The organism is Flavobacterium croceum DSM 17960, assembly GCF_002917885.1.
Taxonomy (GTDB): domain Bacteria; phylum Bacteroidota; class Bacteroidia; order Flavobacteriales; family Flavobacteriaceae; genus Flavobacterium; species Flavobacterium croceum.
Map to the genome: position 1 here is coordinate 1 of NZ_PQNY01000056.1, position 3,052 is coordinate 3,052.

The following is a 3,052-nucleotide window of genomic DNA, read 5'->3' on the forward strand; positions in this document are numbered from 1 at the left end:
TTAAATTGAAATCCATTTTTCACGAAAATGTTTATCTTTAACAGAAATTAAATCGTTCGCTGGCTTCGCTTCTGCGTCAAGCCGCAAAACGTTAGCAGAAAGATTTAGAAAACCGCAGAAAATATGGCGATTTGGATGCAAATTATTGGTAAAAGAAACCTAAAATCAATTGAATATGAGAGAGAATATTTTTCTCAAATTCTGAAAGACATTAATTCATCTTTCTTTTCTATTAATCAAGATGAAAATGTTTGGAAATTAAATGAAAGAGAAGGAATGGAATTCTTTGAATATAGATTTTCTGAGGAAACAACTTTAGATTCAATTAGAATTACTTTTAATAATTCTGAATTTATTGATTTCTCGGGTTCATTTGAGTATTTTTCTACTTATTATAAATTTGTTGATTACGAAAACAGAAAATCAACTGAAGAATGGCGAAAAATATTTAAAACTATAGCAAAGGCTTATGGAATAACTGAACTATATTATTTTTCAGAAGATTTTTTTCCTCTCGAATATATTTATGATAACGAATCCAAAGCAGTCGAATTGTTTAACTTATTAGAAAATGGAAAAGAAAGTAAGGAATTATATAATTTGAATTATGATGAATATTTTGTTGAACAAATTATACAATAATCCTTCTGCTAACAGCCGTTTTGCGCTATTGCGAGAAAAATGTAAAATTGGTATTTATCTTTCGCAAGAAGTTTTATTTTAGCAGAAAATACGCAGTTCCGAAGCTCGCAACAGACGTAAAGCGGCGACCCGTTAGCAGATAGTTTAAAAAAACAGAACGTAAAATACAACAATTTAATAATTTAACTAAATTTATAATGAAAAGTAAAATTTTATTATCATTAATTATTAGCCTAATTTACTCAGTTGGTAACTCTCAAACCGCAAGCATAGAAAAATCTACTTTCGGAATACAAACTGGAACTCTTGGAATATGGGTACATAACGAATCGAAACTTACAAACCAAATTGCATTAAGAACAGAACTTGGAATGAATACTGGAATATTTGGCGGAGATTTTTACCCGAAAACTGGTTTTTTAATGACTCCAGTTATAACTGTAGAACCGAGATGGTATTATAATTTAGAAAAGAGACAATCAAAATCTAAAAACATTTCTGGAAATAGCGGAAACTTTGTATCTCTACAAACAAGTTATCATCCAAACTGGTTTGTAATTTCTAATTATGACAATTTAAAGACTTTTAATTTAGTAACCATAATTCCAACTTGGGGAATAAAACGAAATGTTGGAAAACATTTTACATACGAAACTGCAATTGGAATTGGTTATGGTCACCAATTTAGAGAAAATTATGGAGATTTGGAAGGTGTTACTGCAAACTTACATTTGAGAGTTGGATATAGATTTTAAAAAAACCATCTGCTAACAGCGGTTTCAAGAAATGGCGAAAAATGTGGTAAATTCACATTTTTCTTTCGCAAGTTTTTTTATCTTAGTGGAAAATTAAGCGGTTACGAAGTTCGCCACTTCTTGAAGCCGCAGAACGTTAGCAGTAATGCGACCGCAGAACAACAAAATCAACATAATATTGAAAATATATGTATAATGATAATTATGAAACTTGTGCCGAAACTTATGTTACTTTGAGAATTTATAGTGATGAGCAAAGCCCAAACGAATTAACAGAATATTTAGGAATTCAACCATCAAAAACACATGTAAAAAGTCAGAAAAATGAATTACAAACTAATAAGTCAATTGAACATAACGGTTGGTTTTTAACAACTGATGGAAAAGTAAATTCAAAAGACAGCAGACGACATATAGATTTTTTAGCTGACAAATTACTTCCAATAAATTTTAAAATAAAAGAACTTATTAGCAAAGGTGCTAAAATAGATATAAGTTGTTATTGGTTATCAGAAAACGGACAAGGCGGACCAACCTTATCACCACAACAATTAAGTAAACTTGGGAGTCTTGGACTTGACTTTTGGTTTGACATATATTAGAAAATAAAAGCACTACTGCTAACATCGGTTTTCACCAATTGCGAGGCTTGCGCTTGCTATTTAGTTTTTCATGGAACATAATCTGGTAACTACAATTTTATCTTTCAAAGAAAAGTTGTAGTTTTGTTTTGGTCTGTGCTTGCAGCAGCAACTGGTGAAAGCCGAGAACCGTTGGGCGATATTTTGCGAGTAAAGGAAGAAAAACAACTATAATTCATGAAAAACAAGTATTTAATTATCATATCATTTCTAATATTTCAAACTAATTATAGTCAAAAGAATGTGAAAATGATTTCAGAGTATGGTTCAACAAACGATGAAATTAATAGTTTGATGCTTTTTCAAAATATTAGTACTGAAAAGTTAACTTTTGAAAGTAACGAACTGATTGGGAAATTTTATGAAGTTAATTTGAAAGAATACAAAAACGGAAAACTCATAAAAAAGACTAAAATATTTGATTATTCAGGCGATGAATATTTTAAAATTGACACATCATACACATCTTTTAAATTTTTTAACAAAATTGAAGATGATAAATTGACAGTTTTTATTCAATCACCCAAAATGTATGGAGAAAAAAAAACATTTAAGTTAGAAAAAGGAAAATCAGAAGACTATCTTTTGAAAGATTTTCAAGGCGAAAAAAAATTCGTTAATGTTTCATCAAACGAAGAATTCCCAATTCTAACAATTATAACTCCTTCACAACAAGAAGAAACTAAAGGATCATATTGTGATGTTGCGCAGTCAGAAATTGCACCAGAAAAATATTGGGAAAAATTTGAAATTCCTCATTATTTTGTAATATCAATGAAATTTAAATAAAAACATCGCCCAACAGCCGTTTTGCGCTATTGCGAGAAAAGTGGTAAATTCACGTTTATCTTTTGTAAGAAATTGTATTTTAGCAGAAAATACACAGTTACGAAGCTCGCAACAGGCGCAAAGCGGCGACACGTTGCCTGCTATACGCAGAAAAATTCCGGAAGAAATTTTTCCTTGTTTATTTAAGAAAGAATTATGAATGTTTCAACTTCGTGGTTTTTTCTT

At 30.0% G+C, this 3,052-nt stretch carries 4 protein-coding genes; all 4 read left to right on the forward strand.

Annotated features, from left to right (window positions below):
• Positions 1-123 precede the first annotated feature (123 nt).
• The 4 genes from Q361_RS13235 to Q361_RS13250 all read left to right on the forward strand — a co-directional run bounded on the left by Q361_RS13235 (position 124) and on the right by Q361_RS13250 (position 2,827).
• On the forward strand, positions 124-642 hold the full coding sequence (locus tag Q361_RS13235; RefSeq protein ID WP_103727204.1) for a hypothetical protein: 519 nt from the start codon (positions 124-126) through the stop codon (positions 640-642).
• A gap of 197 nt (positions 643-839) precedes the next feature.
• Positions 840-1,397 (forward strand): hypothetical protein, encoded by a 558-nt coding sequence (locus Q361_RS13240; protein WP_103727205.1) that lies wholly within the window; start codon positions 840-842, stop codon positions 1,395-1,397.
• A 188-nt stretch (positions 1,398-1,585) separates the two neighbouring features.
• The gene (locus Q361_RS13245) at positions 1,586-1,999 is read left to right on the forward strand and encodes a DUF4279 domain-containing protein (protein WP_103727206.1); all 414 of its coding nucleotides are present in this window, start codon (positions 1,586-1,588) and stop codon (positions 1,997-1,999) included.
• Positions 2,000-2,215: 216 nt separating this feature from the next.
• Positions 2,216-2,827, forward strand: a complete 612-nt coding sequence (locus Q361_RS13250) for a hypothetical protein (protein ID WP_103727207.1) — start codon at positions 2,216-2,218, stop codon at positions 2,825-2,827.
• The last annotated feature ends 225 nt before the right edge of the window (positions 2,828-3,052 follow it).